15 protein-coding genes and 1 tRNA gene are annotated in these 15791 nt (G+C 60.7%); 3 read left to right on the top strand and 13 right to left on the bottom strand.

The window, feature by feature from the left end; genetic code table 11:
- From KLP40_RS15765 to rpmH, 9 genes are all read right to left on the bottom strand, one after another.
- Nucleotides 1-271, bottom strand: a 271-nt coding sequence (locus tag KLP40_RS15765) for a hypothetical protein (protein ID WP_215594799.1), incomplete at its 3' end; no start/stop codon positions are given.
- Between the two features lie 219 nt (nucleotides 272-490).
- Entirely contained in the window at nucleotides 491-1783 is a 1293-nt protein-coding gene (locus KLP40_RS15760) for a serine hydrolase (RefSeq protein WP_215594798.1), read from the bottom strand.
- 121 nt (nucleotides 1784-1904) lie between these two features.
- Nucleotides 1905-3188 (bottom strand): hypothetical protein, encoded by a 1284-nt coding sequence (locus KLP40_RS15755; protein WP_215594797.1) that lies wholly within the window; start codon nucleotides 3186-3188, stop codon nucleotides 1905-1907.
- A 47-nt stretch (nucleotides 3189-3235) separates the two neighbouring features.
- Nucleotides 3236-4561, bottom strand: coding sequence for an APC family permease (locus tag KLP40_RS15750; protein WP_215594796.1), 1326 nt, complete (start codon nucleotides 4559-4561; stop codon nucleotides 3236-3238).
- Nucleotides 4562-4712: 151 nt separating this feature from the next.
- Nucleotides 4713-5231 (bottom strand): DUF2480 family protein, encoded by a 519-nt coding sequence (locus KLP40_RS15745; protein ID WP_215594795.1) that lies wholly within the window; start codon nucleotides 5229-5231, stop codon nucleotides 4713-4715.
- A gap of 44 nt (nucleotides 5232-5275) precedes the next feature.
- The gene (gene tsaB / locus KLP40_RS15740; RefSeq protein ID WP_215594794.1) at nucleotides 5276-5974 is read right to left on the bottom strand and encodes a tRNA (adenosine(37)-N6)-threonylcarbamoyltransferase complex dimerization subunit type 1 TsaB; all 699 of its coding nucleotides are present in this window, start codon (nucleotides 5972-5974) and stop codon (nucleotides 5276-5278) included.
- 189 nt (nucleotides 5975-6163) lie between these two features.
- Nucleotides 6164-7876, bottom strand: a complete 1713-nt coding sequence (locus KLP40_RS15735; RefSeq protein ID WP_215594793.1) for a S41 family peptidase — start codon at nucleotides 7874-7876, stop codon at nucleotides 6164-6166.
- A gap of 97 nt (nucleotides 7877-7973) precedes the next feature.
- The gene (locus KLP40_RS15730; protein ID WP_215594792.1) at nucleotides 7974-8417 is read right to left on the bottom strand and encodes a ribonuclease P protein component; all 444 of its coding nucleotides are present in this window, start codon (nucleotides 8415-8417) and stop codon (nucleotides 7974-7976) included.
- Nucleotides 8418-8481: 64 nt separating this feature from the next.
- Nucleotides 8482-8640 carry a 50S ribosomal protein L34 gene (gene rpmH / locus KLP40_RS15725; protein WP_088465719.1) on the bottom strand — a complete coding sequence of 53 codons (159 nt, stop codon included), beginning with the start codon at nucleotides 8638-8640 and terminating at the stop codon, nucleotides 8482-8484.
- Between the two features lie 250 nt (nucleotides 8641-8890).
- Between rpmH and KLP40_RS15720 the strand changes: the two genes are divergently transcribed.
- Nucleotides 8891-10624 (top strand): M61 family metallopeptidase, encoded by a 1734-nt coding sequence (locus KLP40_RS15720; protein WP_215594791.1) that lies wholly within the window; start codon nucleotides 8891-8893, stop codon nucleotides 10622-10624.
- Nucleotides 10625-10818: 194 nt separating this feature from the next.
- Nucleotides 10819-11625 carry a hypothetical protein gene (locus KLP40_RS15715; protein ID WP_215594790.1) on the top strand — a complete coding sequence of 269 codons (807 nt, stop codon included), beginning with the start codon at nucleotides 10819-10821 and terminating at the stop codon, nucleotides 11623-11625.
- 126 nt (nucleotides 11626-11751) lie between these two features.
- Here KLP40_RS15715 and KLP40_RS15710 read toward each other — a convergent pair whose 3' ends face one another.
- The 3 genes from KLP40_RS15710 to KLP40_RS15700 all read right to left on the bottom strand — a co-directional run bounded on the left by KLP40_RS15710 (nucleotide 11752) and on the right by KLP40_RS15700 (nucleotide 13382).
- Nucleotides 11752-12054 carry a hypothetical protein gene (locus KLP40_RS15710; protein WP_215594789.1) on the bottom strand — a complete coding sequence of 101 codons (303 nt, stop codon included), beginning with the start codon at nucleotides 12052-12054 and terminating at the stop codon, nucleotides 11752-11754.
- A 162-nt stretch (nucleotides 12055-12216) separates the two neighbouring features.
- Nucleotides 12217-13152 (bottom strand): PfkB family carbohydrate kinase, encoded by a 936-nt coding sequence (locus KLP40_RS15705; protein ID WP_215594788.1) that lies wholly within the window; start codon nucleotides 13150-13152, stop codon nucleotides 12217-12219.
- A gap of 156 nt (nucleotides 13153-13308) precedes the next feature.
- A tRNA-His gene (locus tag KLP40_RS15700) sits at nucleotides 13309-13382 on the bottom strand.
- A 203-nt stretch (nucleotides 13383-13585) separates the two neighbouring features.
- Between KLP40_RS15700 and KLP40_RS15695 the strand changes: the two genes are divergently transcribed.
- A complete protein-coding gene (locus KLP40_RS15695) occupies nucleotides 13586-15019 on the top strand; it encodes a DEAD/DEAH box helicase (RefSeq protein WP_215594787.1) in 1434 nt (477 codons plus the stop codon).
- Nucleotides 15020-15244: 225 nt separating this feature from the next.
- On the opposite strand, the gene KLP40_RS15690 is transcribed toward KLP40_RS15695, so the two are convergent.
- The gene (locus KLP40_RS15690; RefSeq protein ID WP_215594786.1) at nucleotides 15245-15703 is read right to left on the bottom strand and encodes a hypothetical protein; all 459 of its coding nucleotides are present in this window, start codon (nucleotides 15701-15703) and stop codon (nucleotides 15245-15247) included.
- Nucleotides 15704-15791 lie beyond the last annotated feature (88 nt).

Here is a 15791-nt window from a genome sequence, read left to right as displayed (position 1 = left end):
AAAAAGAGAAAAACTTTTTTTGAAGTGTTGCTCGTTTTCGTGGCCGTACCCCCTTCCGGTTGAAGCGGGATGCAAAGGTAAGCAGCTTTTCGCTTTTTCCAAGAAACCCGAAGAAAAATTTCTTTTTTCTTTTCGGCCTTCTCAGCACCGGCTGCCTTATTTTCCTTCCTGACAGAAAGAAGCAGGTCAGCGGCGGCGGTTGCACTTTTTCAAGACCCCTTGCCGAGGCAGGCAGGCGATGAAGAGCGCTTCCGGTTGAAGCGGGGTGCAAAGGTAGCAAAACTGCTTGCTACTTTACAAGCCCGCGGCGAAAATCTTTTTTCAAGCAGTGGCTGCCGAAGCGGCCGGTCCCCTCCGCGTGTCGGATTGGGAGTGCAAAAGTGGGGCATTGGCCGCAATTCTGCAAACCCGCCCCCCAAAATACCCGTACAAGTCCCGCTTCTGCTCAGAAAATCAGCGACTTTCTTTTTCTATTGTTGGTGCTGAATGTCTATTGACTCTCTTCCGGGCCGGTAAATTGAACCGGAATACGGGCTGACGGACCTACTCGCGAATCTTCATATTGATAGATATGCTTTCCTAGTGCTTCTAGAAAAGGTAGCCCCACAGTGCTGTACTCGTAGTTTCCATCGTTGAGGACGCCGTTTTTGTTCACGTATAGCACAGCGCTCAGCATGAATTCGATTTGGCGGGATGCGTCGGCGAAGTAGGCCACGTCGGCTAGGTAGCCGTGCGACATGCCTACTATATTATAGATGCGCAGGTTTGGGTCGGCCGCGGCAGTGGGCCGGCGGCCGTAATACAGGTACTTCTTATATGAGTCAAAATACCGTTCTCTTTTATATAAGGAGTAGCTGGAGCCATGCGGGCTCTGATGCAGGTAGTACCGCAGGAAGGCGTAATCGTCTGGTGTCAGGTCGAAACGCTGGCGGGCGGGTACGGATTCGGGGAAGAGCACGGCCCGCAGCATGGTGGTGACCGACTGCAGGGGCAGATAGTTGGCGGTGGTGAAATCGTAGGGCGTGGGCACGAGGCGGCCGCCGGCCTGGTGGGCACGGCCTTTGGTGATGCGGCCCAACGGAAACCCGAAGGGCTGAGGGTTCACGACGGCAGGTTGCTGGTAGCTGATAGCACCCGTGTCCGGGTTGCGAAACTCTATGGGGTTGGTGTGGCGGTTGGCGGCTGTATCGCAGGGGGCAAAACGGCGGACGATGCGCGTCTCCGGATAGCCCAACGCGGCCAGTCGCTCGTTGAGAGGGCGCTGACCCAGGAACTCATAAAGCCGGTTGTAGGCCTGATTGTCGCTGACGAGCAGCATGCGCTTGGCATAGTTGCCCACGGTGTTCACCCGGTCGGAGTCCGGGGAGGTAATGTAGGGCGCGGGCGTCTGGCAGCGGAAGGCCGTGCCAGTGCGCATGGGCGAGCGGCGCGTGAGGCCCGATTGGTTCAGGTGATTCAGCTTTTCGAGGGCCAGCGCCACGGTGGGCAGCTTCACCATGCTGGCCGGATTGAAGTACTGGCCGGCATCGAGCCGGAAAGTATGCGGTACGAACGTGGGTTGCCCCTGCTCGTTGCGGTTGATCTGGGTGTAAATCACCTGCAACTCATATTCTTCGGCACGCTCCACCACCGGGCGCAAGCGCGCATCAGCCCGCAGCAGACTATCGAGCAGGGGACTATTGGGGGAGGGAGCGGCATGAACCGGCGGGACGGGTTCGGCAACCGAAGCCGTCAGCAACAACGGGAGCAGGCCACCGAGCAATAGGGAAAGAGGGCGCATCATCCTCTAAAGTTCGGTAAAAACTCCTCCCTTACCTGCCACGACTGGCCCAACCTCTATATAAAGCAAGAGCGAGGCTTCCGTTCAGAACCTCGCTCTTGCTGGCATCAACCACTCATTCCCGTTACTCCGCTACCGGCGTAACCCGACGGGCCAGTAGCAGATTGGAATCGTTTTCGCGCCAGTTGTAGCCGGTGCCAAAGGGCAGAGGGCGGGGCGGATGGGCCTTATCGGTATAAGCAGCCGTGAGCTCGGGTTGGTATTGCTTGGCGAACAGGTTAATCGGCCGCTTGTAGGTGCCGTAGTAGGTGAACTGCCAGTCAGTGGGCTTAAAGTACTTCATGGCAATGCCCGAATCATCCTGCAGCAAGTAGTTGCTGCGCTCCAGCACTAGGTTGCGCACTTTACTGAAGTAGCTTTTGTGCATGAGGTAGGTGGCCGACTTCACATACGTGGTAAGCGGCCCAAGCGTGCGGACATACTTAAGCACCGCATCCTGGGTGGTGCCCAGCTTCCAGTCGCTGATGTCAGCGGAGAAATAGAGGACGGTTTTTTCCTGGCCGCTCCGGGTGCGCAGCTTTATTTCTACCCCGGGCACGGTTTTCGGGCCGGGTTTGCGAATGATAGCCGAATCGGCCTCCGTGAGCTGGCCTTCGGGCGTGAGTTGCACATAGCGCAGGGCCTCCACTTGGTGATTGGTGCGGGTGGCGAAGAGCAGCATCAGGGGCACCACGCCCCCGATGTTGACGCGCTGGTTAGCTCGCTCAGCCGTTTTGACGATGGAATTAGCTTTGCTGAGCGTGTTGCTGTCGGGCTTTTTCGAGTTCAGCTCCACGGCCATGTCGTTGGTGCGGAAGAAGCTGAAGTTGAGCACCGACCAGAGTGACGCTTTGAGGGCCGGGAAGAGCTGCGAGTTTTCCAGCGTGGCGGGCCCAGGCACCGTGCCCACGGGCTCCAGACCCAGCAGCACGTAGGTGGCGCTGGTGGGGAACATGGTGGTCACGTTCAGGAAATCGGGGCCGCTGAAGGGGTAGAACACCGTGGGACTGGCGGCCCGCACCGAATCCAGCTCCGTGGCCGCCCAGGCTTCGATTTTGGTGGTGCGGGTACTGTGGTATTTGTCCCAGCTTTGGCTTTGGTCGGCGGCGTGGGCCTGCCAGGCGGGCTGGGCCGCGAGGGATTTCAGCTCACTACGGGTGCTTACGGGCAGCCCGGCCAGGAAGGCGGCCACGTTGTGGATAGCCGCCGTATCAGGGGCGGGCGGCGTCACCACAGCGGCGGCCGTGGTATCCGAAGCCGCTACCGGCGGGGCAGCCGGCTGCTCGGTTTTGGTGGAAGTTGACTCGGAGCAAGCCGACAGCAGGACCAGCAGCGCCGGAAATACTGCTTTTACGGAAGGAAAGCGCATAAAGGAAAGGGTCGTTGAAGAGTCATCAGAAACGGCGCTCCTCCCTCCTACCGCGCCGGCCGCGTTCGGGTGAGGCGCCGGCCGAGAAAGTACACCAGCAGGCCGGCCCCGAGCGTGGCCAGGCCGTAGAGGGTTTCGGTGGGTTTGTCGCGGGCAATGAACCAGAGCGTCCAGCCATTGAGCAGCAGAAACAGCAGCGGCGTAAACGGGTAGCCCCAGGCCCGGTACGGCCGGGGCAAATCGGGCTGGCGCACCCGCAGCACGAACAAACCCAGCACGGTGAGGAAGGTGAACAGGTTAAGCACGAAGCCCGCGTACACCACCACCTGCGCAAACGACGATTCGAGCACGAACAGCAGCGTGAGAACCAGCTGAAACAACATGGCCCGCACCGGCACGCCGGCCACACTGCGCCGGGCCAGGAAGTGAAGGGCCGGCAAATCTTCGCCCATTACCTGCACAATGCGCGGTCCGGCGAATATCATGGAGCTGATGGTGGACACCAGCAAGGCCGCAATCAGGCCACCCATGAGCCGTCCACCAGCCGGCCCAAATAAGGTGGTGGCGGCCACGAAGCCCACTTCCACCTGCCCTTTCAGGGCGCTGATGGGCGTGGAATAGAGGAAGACGAAGTTCAGGGCTACATATAATACGAGCACCAAGGCCGTACCCATAAGCAGAATCCGGGGCAGGTTGCGCTGGGGCTGGTCCACTTCGCCGGTCAGGTACACCGCCGCGTTCCAGCCCGAGTAGGCGTAGGATACGAAGATGAGCGACACGGCAAACGCCGGACTCAGCAGCTGGGCCCAGTCGGCGGAACCCTGGGGCACGAAGGCCAGGGGCTGGGGCGAGGCCACCAGCAGGCCCACCCCGATGAAACCGGCCAGCACCAGCACCTTCACCGCGGTTATCATCACTTGGAGGCGGCTGCCGGCCCGACTGCTGAGCGCGTGCACGGCCGTGAGCCCCACGACCACCGACACGGCCAGCAGCTTGGGCGGCAAACCGGGCCACACGCTGCCGGCGTACTGCTCCAGGGCCAGGGCGGCAGCAGCCGTGGGCGCCGCAAACCCCACCGTAGCCGATACCCAGCCCGACAAAAAGCCCAGGGCCGGATGGTAAATGCGCGAAAGGTAATGGTACTCGCCGCCCGAGCGGGGCATGGCCGCCGCCAGCTCGCCGTAGCACAGCGCCCCGCACAGGGCAATGATGCCACCCACGGCCCAGAGCATCAGCAGCGCAAAGCCGCTCTGGATACCCATTACCTGAAACCCTAAGCTGGTAAAAACGCCGGTGCCCACCATATTGGCCACCACGATGGCCACGCCCGTCAGTACGCTGATTTTATAGGGAGAACCGGAGGCCTGGGTCATGCACGCGTGGTTGGAGGCCCAAAGATGCAGATGTTGCGGCTATTGTTGCGCTTCCGTGCCCGAGAGCCGGCGGGACTGGCCCTAACGCGCGTGGTCCTGCGGCAAAGACGCCACAGGACCACGATTTTCTACCTCGCAAACGCCACCGACCTTAGGCCGACGCTACTTTGGGCCGCTTGTAGAGCGGCACCGTGCTGCACGGCTCCCCGTACATGATGCTGCTGGCCACGGGCAGCAGTTTCTGCATAATGGCCACGTAGGCGTAGGTGGGCACCGGTTTTTCGCCGCAGCCCTTAATCACCAGCTTGGCGTCGCGGTAGTCTTCGGCGTTGATACCGGCAATGGCTTCGTGGAACAGCTCCTGCTCCAGGGCTTCCAGGCTGCCGAATACGTAGCGGTGGGCGTGACCCTGAAGCTTGCCGGCCAGCACCATATAGGCCCAGGTGGGCACAATGGCATCGGCGGAACAGATGACGGCCACGTTCTGGCCATCGTACTGGCTCCAGTCGTGGTCCTTCACGAAGGCCCGGAAATCCTTTTCGCGCAGCATCAGGCCGTGGAAGAGGTTGTCCTTGATATCGTAAACCACCCGCTCGCCGGGATGAATGAATTCTTCCAGGTTGAGCGTAACGAGGGCGCTCTGCGCCACGCGGTTGATGAAATCTTCCATGTTGTTGAGGAGAAACGGGAGAAACAAGCTGAACGTCGTTCAGCTCACTTCCCCTTGGGAGTTGTCGTGTACACTTCCTTCAGGTAAAACGGTTCGTAGTAGGCTACGTCCCGGAATTCCTGCCGCTGGTAGGCGGCCAAGGCCAGCTCGCCCACCGAAACAGCAGAAGGCTCGATGCCGGCCAGGAAAGCGGCCCGCGGGTTATCGGCCACCAAGGGCTGAAACTTGGCGGCCCCGCTACCAAAGAACAACAACGACTGCCCGCCCAATTGTTCGGCCAGCGTGGTTTCATCGAGTAGCAAGGGCGTGGGCACCAGTACTTCGGAGCCGTCGGCGCAATAGAGGGCGGCGTACACTTCCATCCGGCGTGCATCCAGCATGGGGCAGTACAGGTACTGCTCGGGCCGGGCGGTGCGACTGGCTACCTGCCGGGCCAGGCTTTGCAGGGTGCTGATGGCCAGCAGCGGCACGTCCAGGGCGTAGCACAGGCCCTTGGCGGCGGCCCCGCCGATGCGCAAACCGGTGTAGGAGCCCGGCCCGTCGGACACGGCTACGGCCGCCACATCGGTGAGCGTGTGCAGGGTGTTTTCCAGCAGCTGGCTGATGAGCACGCTCAGGTGCGAGGAGTGCGACTTTTCCAGCCGCAGCTCCGTTTGGCCCACCAGCCGCCCCGTGGTGAGGTGATGCAGGGCCACGGAGCAAACGGGCGAGGAGGTTTCAAGAGACAGGAGCAGCGTGGACATAGGGCAAATTATTCGGCCACAAAGTTCGGGTTACGGCGGATATAATCAGCCATTACTTCATTTTCAACTGCTAGTCATTTGCGTTTGCGTTGTAGCCTCGGACAAATGAACGTCAGGTTCCAATCTACTCCAGCAAAAAAGAGCAACCTCAGAAGAGGCTGCTCTTGCTGTTATCCGAATAAAGAGATCCTACTGCCGGCCGGTGCTCACGTTGCGGCGGGCTTCGGGGCGGGCCTTGGCTTCCTCGGTGCCGGGGCGCAGCAGGGCCGCGTAGCGGGGCTGGTCGTTGAGCACGTTCAGGGCCATCAGGATGTTGGGGTCGTCGTCGAAAGTGGCCTCGATGCTGCCCTTCTGGAAGTAGTAGCGCGACACGATTTCCTGCTCCAGCAGCTCCCGAATTTCCGGCTTGAAGCGGGTCAGGTCGTTGGCTTTATTGGTGGTCACCTTGCGGCGCATGCCTTCCAGCTCCACTTTCACGTCTTCGTAATGCTTCTCGGCTTTTACCTTCTTGGTGAGGTCGGCCAGAGCCTTTTCGGCGTCGGTGCTGTAGTTGATGTCCTTATCCTTGAGGTAGTCCACGAACTGCTGGTAGTCCGCGTCGGAGAGCTTGAACTGCCGGGCCGAGGCAATGCTCGGATGCTGGGCGCGGTAGCGCGTGGCGTAGTCGAAGAGGTAGCTTTTCTGGAGCAGCACCCGGGTGATGTCGGCAATTTCACGGTCAACTACCTCTACATCAGGCGCCACGCCGCCGCCATCGAAAACGGTGCGGCCGGCCTGGGTTTTGAAGGCTGTGCGCAGGGAATCGGGCACCTTGCCCAGCGTTCCGTCGTCGGCGCGGTGAGAATAGTCGATTTCCTGAATGCAGCGTCCGCTCGGAATGTAGTACTTGGCCGTCGTGACTTTGAGCTGGGAGTTGTAGCTGAGCGGGCGCGTAGCCTGCACCAGCCCTTTCCCGAAGGTCCGCTCCCCCACCAGCACCGCCCGGTCGTAGTCCTGCAGCACGCCCGACACAATTTCGGAAGCCGAAGCCGAGCGGTTGCTGGTAATCACCACAATCGGAATCTGGGTATCCAAGGGCATGTCCAGGGCCTTGTAGGTCTTGTTCCAGTCAGACACTTTGCCTTTGGTACTCACAATGTCGCGGCCCTTGTCCACGAACAGGTTGGAGATGTTCACGGCCTCGTTGAGCAGACCGCCGGGGTTGTCGCGGATATCAAAAATGAGCTTTTTAGCGCCCTGCTCCTTGAGCCGGGCTACCGCCAGGCGCACTTCCTTGCCGGCGTCTACCGTGAAGCCGGCCAGCTGAAAATAGCCGATTTCGGGGGTCAGCATCCCGTAATACGGCACGTTATCGACCTGGATTTTGTCGCGGGTGATGTTGATTTCCACGGGCGCATCCTGGCCATAGCGGGTCACCATGAGCTTCACCACCGAGTTAGCCTGGCCCTTGAGCAGCTTGCTGATGTCGGCGTTCGACTTCTTGTCGACCACCACGCCGTTGATGTTCAGGATTTCGTCGCCGGGCAGCAGACCGGCTTTCTGGGCCGGGTAGCCCTCGTAGGCCGCCTGCACCACCGTTTTGCCGTTGCGCTTCACCACCACCGCTCCGATGCCCCCGTACTGGCCGGTGGTCATGGTGCGAAAATCCTCGATGTCGTCCTCGGGAATGTAGTTGGTGTAAGGGTCGAGCGACTTGAGCATGGCGTCGATGCCCGTTTTCACCAGCTTGGCCGGCGGCACCTCGTCCACATAGAAGGTATTCACCTCCTTGAACAGGGTGGCGAAGATGTCGAGGTTCTTGGCAATTTCGAAATACCGCTCGTTATCGGAAGCCGGACGGAAGGATACGAGCAGGGCAGCACCACCCAGAACGGCAGCGGCGGCAATAGATTTCTTGCGCATAGGTGGGGGCTGAAAGCGACAAAACGACCCTACGGTTGTCGTGCGGCCGGTTTTCAGTTCTCAAAGAAAAGCCACCCCACGCGACGCGCGTCTGTCCTTAAGAAGCAGCAGGCCCCGCGGGGGGTACACTGGCTTCGGTAAGCAAACGCTCCAGCCCTGAAATTAATTTTTTTTCGACCACCGCCAACGGCTTTTTTTCCTTGCCGGTATAAATAATGGCCAGTTGGCCCACGCGGTGGCCGCCCTCGGCCTCGAGCAGCCGGTACTTGTTGAGACGGTAGGCCTCGCGCAGCAGGCGCTTGAGGTAATTGCGGTCGACGGCGCGCTTGAAGTTGCGCTTGCTCACGCTCACCAGCACCTGGGGCGGCGCGGTAGAAGGCGTTTCGGTGGGCAGCCAGATGAGCCGCAGGGGGTATAAACCAAAAGAAGAACCCCGGCCGAAAAGCTCGTCGATGAGCTTTTTGCGGCACAGATGTTCTTCTTTCGGAAACGAGTATTTCTTCGCTGTTGGCTGAAAGCTGCTAGCTGGTAGCTCGTTCACAGGAGGCGTATTCGCAGGGCGAAAAAGGCTAACGGCTAGCAGCGGAGCGCTGATAGCCCTGGGGCTAGCGCTTATGACGACCTTCGTCGGATACGGTCAGGCGCTTGCGGCCTTTGGCACGACGACGAGCGATTACGCTGCGGCCGTTAACGGATTCCATGCGCGAGCGGAAACCGTGCTTGTTGCGGCGCTTGCGCTGCGAGGGCTGAAAAGTACGTTTCATGGTATGGGTAAGTGACTCTGTTACAACTAGGGCCGGCAAAGGTAGGAGGATGATTTGAAAAAGACAAGTCCCAACTCTGGTTTGCGGCCTCTATTTCCACCCATTTACCCCGTTGGGGATAACGATAGCCCCTTTTCGCCCCCCTTGAAAAGAGTAGCCGCCCCGAAAAAAGAATCAGCCCGGGCGCTGGAATATGCGGTAAATTGCGTCGGCAAACGCCTCCCCTCCCCCGGCTACGCCCCTTTTCGCTATGATTCACTACCACGTTTCCTTCGAGAACCCGCTTACTTTTTACCTCCAGATTCAGATGACGTTTGAGGTGGCCGCCGAGGCTGCCGCGCCTCTGGAGCTGCAGCTGCCGGCGTGGCGGCCGGGCCGCTACGAGATTCAGAACTTCGCCCAGAAGCTGCAACATGTGGTGCTGGAAGACGCGGCTTCGGGCGAGCCGCTGGCGGCCCGCAAAATCACCAAGGACCGGTGGCAGCTGAGCGGAGCAGCCGGGCGCACGGTGCGGGTGCGCTACAACTTCTACGCCCATCAGATGGACGCCGGCGGCTCCTGGCTCGATGAGACCCAGCTCTACCTCAACCCGGTGCAGGCGCTCCTGTACGTGGAGGGCCGCCAGGACGAGAAGTGCCAGCTGCTGCTTGATATTCCGGAAGGCTGGCAGATTGCCTGCGGGCTGCCCCAGCGCGGGCCCAACACCCTCGAGGCCCAGAGCTTCGACCACCTCGCCGACTCGCCCCTGATTGCCAGCCCCAGCCTGCAATACCGCAACTACGAGGTGCAGGGCCTGCCTTTCTACGTCTGGATTCAGGGCGAGTGCCCGGTGGACTGGCCCCGGCTGGTGCAGGATTTTCGGGCCTTCAGCGAGGAGCAGCTGGCCCTGTTCGGTTCGTTTCCGGCCCGCGACTACCATTTTCTCAACCAGATTCTGCCCTACAAGCACTATCACGGAGTGGAGCACCTCAACTCCACGGTCATTACGCTGGGGCCGGCCGAGTTGCTCATGACCGAGGGCCTCTATAAGGAGCTGCTGGGCGTGAGCTGCCACGAGCTGTTCCACGCCTGGAACATCAAGAGCATCCGCCCGGCCGAAATGCAGCCCTACGACTATGCCCGCGAGAACTACTTCCGCACCTGTTTCATTGCCGAGGGCATTACCACCTACTACGGCGAATACCTGCTGGCTCGGGCCGGGGTGCGCACCGCCGACCAGTACTTCCAGGAGCTGAACACGGTCCTGCGCAAGCACTTCGACGATTATGGCCGCTACCACCTCTCGGTGGCCGATGCCAGCATGGACCTCTGGCTGGATGGCTACAAGCCCGGCGTACCCGACCGCAAGGTGTCGGTGTACCACAAAGGCGCGCTGGTGGCCCTGCTGCTCGACCTCACCTTGCGCCAGCTTTCGGCCCACCAGCGCAGCCTCGACGACGTGATGCGCCAACTCTGGACCGAATTCGGCCAGACCGGCGTGGGCTACACCGAGGAAGATTACGTGCGGGTGGTCAACGAAGTGGCTGGCCGCGATATGCAGGCCTATTTCGACAAGTTCATTTACGGCACTGCGCCGCTGGAAGAGCCCCTGAACAGGGTGCTGGGCTTCGTAGGCTGCCGCTTGGTTATCGAAGAAAACGCCTCGGCTTCCGAAGGCAGCTACGGGTTCCGCGCAGTGCTGAAGAATGAGCGGACGCAAGTAACCGACATCCTGCCCGACTCGCCCGCCGCCCTGGCCCTGACCGTGGACGACGAGGTGGTGGCCGTGAATGGCCGCCGGGTGGATATGAACCTGCAAACCCTGCTCAGCGACGGGGCCGACCACCACGAGCTGACCGTGTTCCGGCAGAACCGCCTGCTGACGGTGGTGCTGGGAACGGAGGCCGGGCAGCGGTTCTGGCCGAAAATCACCATCGACCGGCTGCCAGCGCCCACGCCTGAGCAGCGGGCCAGCTTCCGGCAGTGGCTCAAGCAGGATTTCTAGCCCCGGATTGGGCCGCCTGCCGGGCAGTTGGTACCTTTACAGGAGCGTAAAAAGCTAAACTAAGTTCACGGCCCGTTTGCAGGGTTTTGAGCCGCTTCGGCTTCATTTGCTGAAGAGCTTTTCCGCCTTTTTTCTCCGCTCTCTGTCCACCCCGACCACTGCGCGCCTTCCGACCCAAGTCTACCCTCCCGCTCATGTTTCGGTTTCGTACCGTAGCTACTGCCCTCCCGCTGGTGGTGGTGCTACCGGCCTGTTCGTTGCGGATGCAGCCCGCCGAAAAACCCCGGCCCAACGTGCCGGTGGTGGCCTTGCCGGCTCCCAAACCGCCCCGCATCTACCGCCTCGAACACCTCGATACGCTGGTGCAGCTGCCCGGCCGGGTGCTGCGCATCTACCCGGCGGCCCGCCCCGTGTACGAGCAGCTGCCCACGCCCACCTGGGTGGTAGCCAAGCCGGCGTCGGCGGAGGAAGAGGACTCGTTCCTGGATTTCACGGCGGAGGAGCGGCGGCAGCTGGCCAAGGCCGGCCCGCGGGTACAGCGTACCGGCCGGGCCCTGCTGCTGCGGCCCACGGCGGCCAAGGAAGTACGCCTGCTCAACAACCCCGCCGAAACCGAGGACAACGTCGCCTACGAGTACCTGACGGCCCTGCCCGATATCCGACAGTGGCTGCTTTCGGTGCATCTCTACGAGGGCGGCTATTACCTGCTGATCGACCAGCGTACCGGCCGCCGCACCCAGCTCATGGCCCCGCCCGTTATTGCCCCCGACGGCCGCCATTTCGTGTGCGGCAACTCCGATGTGTTGGCCCGCTTCGAGCCCAGCGGGCTGCAACTCTGGAGCCTCGACGACGTCGCCCCACGCCTGCTCTGGGAGCGGCAAACTGAGTGGGGCTGCACCCAACCCCGCTGGCTCGACAACAAAACCATCCTCTTCGAACAGGATTTCTTCGACAAAGGCGACGTGGATACCCGCGTCGTGCGGCTGCAGGTAGTGCCTTAGTTAGTTGTTAGTTGTTAGTTGTTAGTTGAAAAACGAAAAGGCCGTTGCACTCAGTTGAGTACAACGACCTTTTTTACGCGAAACAATTGGCTTTCCGGAACGAAAGCCAACAGCTAACAGCCAGAATTAATGGTCCTGGCTGTTGTCGGCGCCCTTTTTCATGGGGCCTTTGTTCACCGACATGGGCTTGTTGTTCTGGGGGTTGCTGCGGGGCTTGTTGTAGGACGCCTGCGTGGTGTCGTTGAGGTTGCCGCCGGCGGTGTTGCCCTTGGTAGGGTTGCCGTCCTGGGTGATGGAGTTACGGCTGGGGTTCTGCACCACCGAATTGTTGCTGTCGGTGTTGGCGGGATGGGTATTTTCGCTGCCGCCGTCGGGGTTTTGCAGGTTCGGTACGTCGCGGTTCTCTTTATACTGGGTGTCCTTGCTCATGACAGTGGGGATTTACGGATGAGAAGATAAACTACCCTCTGTTTTACCCCGCGCCGCCGCCAAAGGTTGTATTTAGGTCCCATAGGATTTCGGCCATAAAAATTCCTGCCCCAGCCAAACGGCCGGGGCAGGAATCTAACTTACAGCCTTTTGCTCAACAGATTAACTCTGGGCAACGGCCTCTACGGGCTGCACGGCCACCAGCTCCGCGAACTTCTGCTCCCGGGCTTCCACTTCTGCGGCCGTCAGGTTGAGCAGGCGCTCGGTCCCGAATTTCTCCACGCAGAACGAGGCCATGGCCGAACCGTGAATGACGGCGCGCTTCATGTTTTCGAAGCTGATGTCGTCGGTAGCGGCCAGGTAGCCGATGAAGCCGCCCGCAAACGTGTCGCCGGCGCCGGTGGGGTCGAATACTTCCTCCAGCGGCAGGGCCGGGGCGAAGAAAATCTGGTTTTTATGGAACAGCAGCGCGCCGTGCTCGCCCTTCTTGATGATGAGGTACTTCGGCCCCATCGCCATGATGATTTTAGCGGCCTTCACCAACGAGTGCTGCCCCGACAGCTGGCGGGCTTCCTCGTCGTTGATGCTGAGCACGTCCACCATTTCAATGGTCGTTTTGAGCTCTTCCAGGGCAATGTCCATCCAGAAGTTCATCGTGTCCATCACGATGAGCTTGGGCCGGTTCACGAGGCGCTGAATCACGAGGCGCTGCACCTGGGGCGAGAGGTTGCCCAGCATCAGGTACTTGCAATCCTGGTAAGAATCGGGCAGGATGGGATCGAAATCGGCCAGCACGTTGAGCTCCGTCACCAGCGTTTCGCGCGAATTCAGGTCGTTGGAGTACTTGCCCGACCAGAAGAACGACTTTTCGCCGGCCTTGATCTGGAGGCCCTCGGTATCCACGCCGTGCTCCTGCAGGCTCAGGATATCCGACTGCGGGAAGTCGTCGCCGACCACGGCCACGATTTTCACGGGTTTCACGGAATACGAGGCCGACAGCCCGATGTAAGTGGCCGCGCCGCCCACGATTTTGTCGGTTTTGCCGAAGGGAGTTTCCAGGGCGTCGAAGGCCACGGTACCGATAACAACCAGACTCATAAAACAAACGGGGAAAAAGTGTTCAACTCAAAGTTCGCAGGTCCTGCAACAGCCGCGGCCCCCAAATCCTTCCCGAAGGCCGGGAAAAGACGGGCCGGCGCCAGGGCGGCCAAACAAAAAAGGTCTCTACCGGAGCGGAGAGACCTTTTGGGGGTGGGTAAATAATGGGGCTCGAACCCACGACCTTCGGAATCACAATCCGACGCTCTAACCAGCTGAGCTATATCTACCGTGTTGGGTATTGATGCCACAAAAGTAGCGGGCCGCCGGGCATTTACAAAAGTTTGGCGCTTTTTTTTTGCAACCTCCTCCCCTCTGCCTTCCTCGCTCGCGGCGGAAGCGGCTGATTCAAACCACCTAACGCAAATCGGGAAGGTATGGCAAGTACCGGCGGTATTCGCCGTACCTTTGTGGTTTACAACCCGTTTTTGTCATGTCCGATACGCCGCAGCCGCTCACCTTTGCCGATTTCAAGCTCAACAAGCAACTCCTGACGGCCGTGGCGGAGGCGGGCTTCACGGAACCCACGCCGGTGCAGGAGCAAACCATTCCGCTACTGCTGGCCGGCCACGACGTGCTGGGCATCGCCCAGACGGGCACCGGCAAAACGGCCGCCTTCGGCCTGCCCCTGCTCATGAAGGTGAAGTACGCCCAGGGCGACCACCCGCGGGCCCTGATCATGGCGCCCACCCGCGAGCTGGCCATGCAGCTGGAAAGCCACCTGCAAAAGCTGGCCGTGCACACTGATTTGCGCATTTTCGCCATCTACGGCGGCCTGGGCCCCAAAACCCAGATCGAAACCATTGCCAAGGGCGTCGATATCCTCATCGCCACGCCCGGCCGCCTCATGGAGCTCTACCTAAAAGGGGCGCTGGTGCTCAAGGAGCTGAAAACCCTAGTGCTCGACGAGGCCGACAAGATGATGGACATGGGCTTCATGCCCCAGATCCGGCGGCTGCTGGAAGTTATTCCGCGCAAGCGCCAGAACGTGCTGTTCTCGGCCACCATGCCCGATAAGGTGACCACGCTGAGCGAGGAATTCCTGGAGTTTCCGGTGCGGGTGGAAGTGACGCCGGCCGCCACCTCGGCCCAGAACGTGAGCCAGAGCCTCTATGAAGTACCCAACCTCATTACCAAAATCAACCTGCTGGAGTACCTGTTCCTGGATTGGGACACCTTCCACCGGGTCATGATTTTCACCCGCTCCAAGGAAAACGCCGAGAACGTGGCCAGCTTCCTGGCCCGCAAGGGCCACGGTGAGGTGCGCGCCATTCACGGCAACAAGGGCCAGAACACGCGCATCAACGCCATGGAGGCCTTCAAGGCCGGCAACGTCCGGTTCCTAGTAGCCACCGACGTAGCCTCCAGGGGCATCGACGTGCCCGAGGTCAGCCACGTCATCAACTTCGATGTGCCGCTGATTTACGACGACTACGTGCACCGCATCGGGCGCACGGGCCGGGCCCGGCACACGGGCGCGGCCATTACCTTCGCCAACGAGGCCGAAATGCACCACATGGAGCGCATTTCCGAGCTTATCCGCCAGCCGATTCCGCTGCTACCCCTGCCGCCCGAGGTGAAAGTAGTGCCCACTTCCTTCGAGGAGCAGCAGAGCATGGACCGCGAAAAGGATGAGCGCCGCAAGCGCGAAGACCCCAATTTCCAGGGCGCTTTCCATGAGCGGAAAGAGTGGGTGAAGCCCGGCGTGACCATCGACAAGCGCACCGGCCGCGAGTACGTGGCCAAGCCCGCCCGCAGCCAGAAGGGCAACAAAGCCAACCCCGGCAAGGGCAAGAACTCTACTCCCGCCTCCAAAGCCCTCAAAGCCGCCCAGGGCCGCGTGGAATACAAGCGCAAGAAGCGGTAGCGGTGAGTGAGTGAATAGGCGAACGGGTTAGTTCTGTCATGGCGAGGCCGGAGGCCGACGCCATCCGTCCTTTACCCTCCTCTCAACCCCGACCTACGGAAAAGCCCCTGATGTCAGCTGACGTCAGGGGCTTTGCGTTTATCAGGGCTTGGAACTGCGTGAAGGACGGATGGCTTCGGCTCCGCCTCGCCATGACCGAACTCACTCATTCACCCATTCACTCATTCACCGATAGTGGTCGAAGATGGGGAGGTGGCTGAACTTGACGGCCAGCAGGGTGAAAGCAAAACCCCAGAGCACGGCGCTCCAGCTCATGTGCAACAGGATGCGCCAGCGCGGCACGTGCAGCTGGGTGGCAATGACGGTGCCGCCCACCGGGCTGAACAGGATGGGCGTGAGAAAGGCAATGCCTACCATGCCGAAGCGCCGGTAAATGCGCACCACCGTGCGGCTGCGCCGGCTGAACAGGGGTTTGCCCTTCAGCTGCCGCCGCCGCCGCAAATGCAGCGCCCAGGCCTGCCCTACCCCCGAAATCAGGATGACCGTCGTCATCATGCCCGCCACCGACAGGGCCCAGACCACCGGCATGGGCAGACCGGCGGCCACTCCGGCTACGGGAGCGGCCACAAACTTGAACATGCCGATGGCGAAGACGGTAGCGTATTTGAGCAGGACAGGCAGCACGCTTTTGAGCTTTTAGCTGACAGCCGACAGCTGTTAGCTTCTGTATGGTAGAATTTGGTATCGGCAGGAGCTTACTGCACCAACGGGG

Origin of the sequence: Hymenobacter piscis (assembly GCF_018760735.1) — a bacterium.
GTDB lineage: Bacteria > Bacteroidota > Bacteroidia > Cytophagales > Hymenobacteraceae > Hymenobacter > Hymenobacter piscis.
Note: the sequence above shows the minus strand (reverse complement) of the source record. Positions and strands in the feature narration are given on the sequence as shown.